This window comes from Bradyrhizobium sp. Leo170 (assembly GCF_004296405.1).
Lineage (GTDB): Bacteria > Pseudomonadota > Alphaproteobacteria > Rhizobiales > Xanthobacteraceae > Bradyrhizobium.
Map to the genome: position 1 here is coordinate 1 of NZ_PSRR01000761.1, position 963 is coordinate 963.

General features: G+C 59.7%; 1 protein-coding gene. It reads left to right on the forward strand.

What is annotated here, in order from left to right:
• Window positions 1-37: 37 nt before the first annotated feature.
• A complete protein-coding gene (locus CWO89_RS44545; RefSeq protein ID WP_245476876.1) occupies window positions 38-907 on the forward strand; it encodes a c-type cytochrome in 870 nt (289 codons plus the stop codon).
• Window positions 908-963: the final 56 nt, after the last annotated feature.

Consider the following 963-nt stretch of genomic DNA (forward strand, 5'->3'; position numbering starts at 1 on the left):
ACGTCCCCCGTGCGCAATCATTTGTCTAGGAGTAGCAATGCAAAACATCGTTGGGTTGGTGGCGTTGATCGTCATTGCCGCGTTATTGGCCTGGTCTGGCTTCCGCGCCTGGCGTGTTAGAAACCGCATCGTCAAATGGGGCGGCGCAGGTCTGTCGGGGCTGCTGTCCGTTGCGGTGTTGTCCGCCAGCGCGCTCAGGTTGCTCGGGATGATCAAGCAGCACAGCCGCTCGGCGCCCATCCCCGATATCAAGGTTGCGGGTACGCCGGAACTCATTGCGCGTGGCAAGGATATAGCCGACGGTCTTTGTGGCGCCTGCCATTCACACACTGGCACGCTCACCGGCGGCTACGATCTCGCGGTCGAACTCCAGGTTCCAATCGGTTCCTTCGCGGCTGCAAATCTTACTCCGGCCGGGCCATTGAAGCACTGGTCCGACGGCGAGATCTTCCGCGCCATTCGTAACGGCGTTGACGCGGAGGGCCGGTGGCTGACATTGATGTCCTACGTCAGGGCCGGCCGACTGAGCGACGACGACATCAAGGCTGTGATCGCGTACATTCGTAGTGTACCGGCGGCAGGAAATCCGACGCCAAATCCACCCGATCACATGAATATGCTCGGCCTTGCCATGCTCGGTGCTGGCATGCTGCCAAGCGATCCGCTGCGCCGGGCGAGATCCGTGTGCTGCGGAAGGCGGTGGAGCGCAATTCCCGATAGCAGCATCGCGCACGCAGCCGCCGAACCCGTGCGAAAACATGAAAGCCAGATGTTGTTCAACCACTCGGTTCGGGTGTTTGTGTTCGGAGCGATGAAAGGAATCCGTCAGAAGCTAAAATTCGAGGACGAGCTGCTCTACGTCTCCGCGTTGTTTCATGACTTGCATGACGCTCCGTGGAGCAGTTGAGCCATCGAGCTGGCGCGACAGGGCACGGTGCAATCCGAATTACAAATCTCGGTACT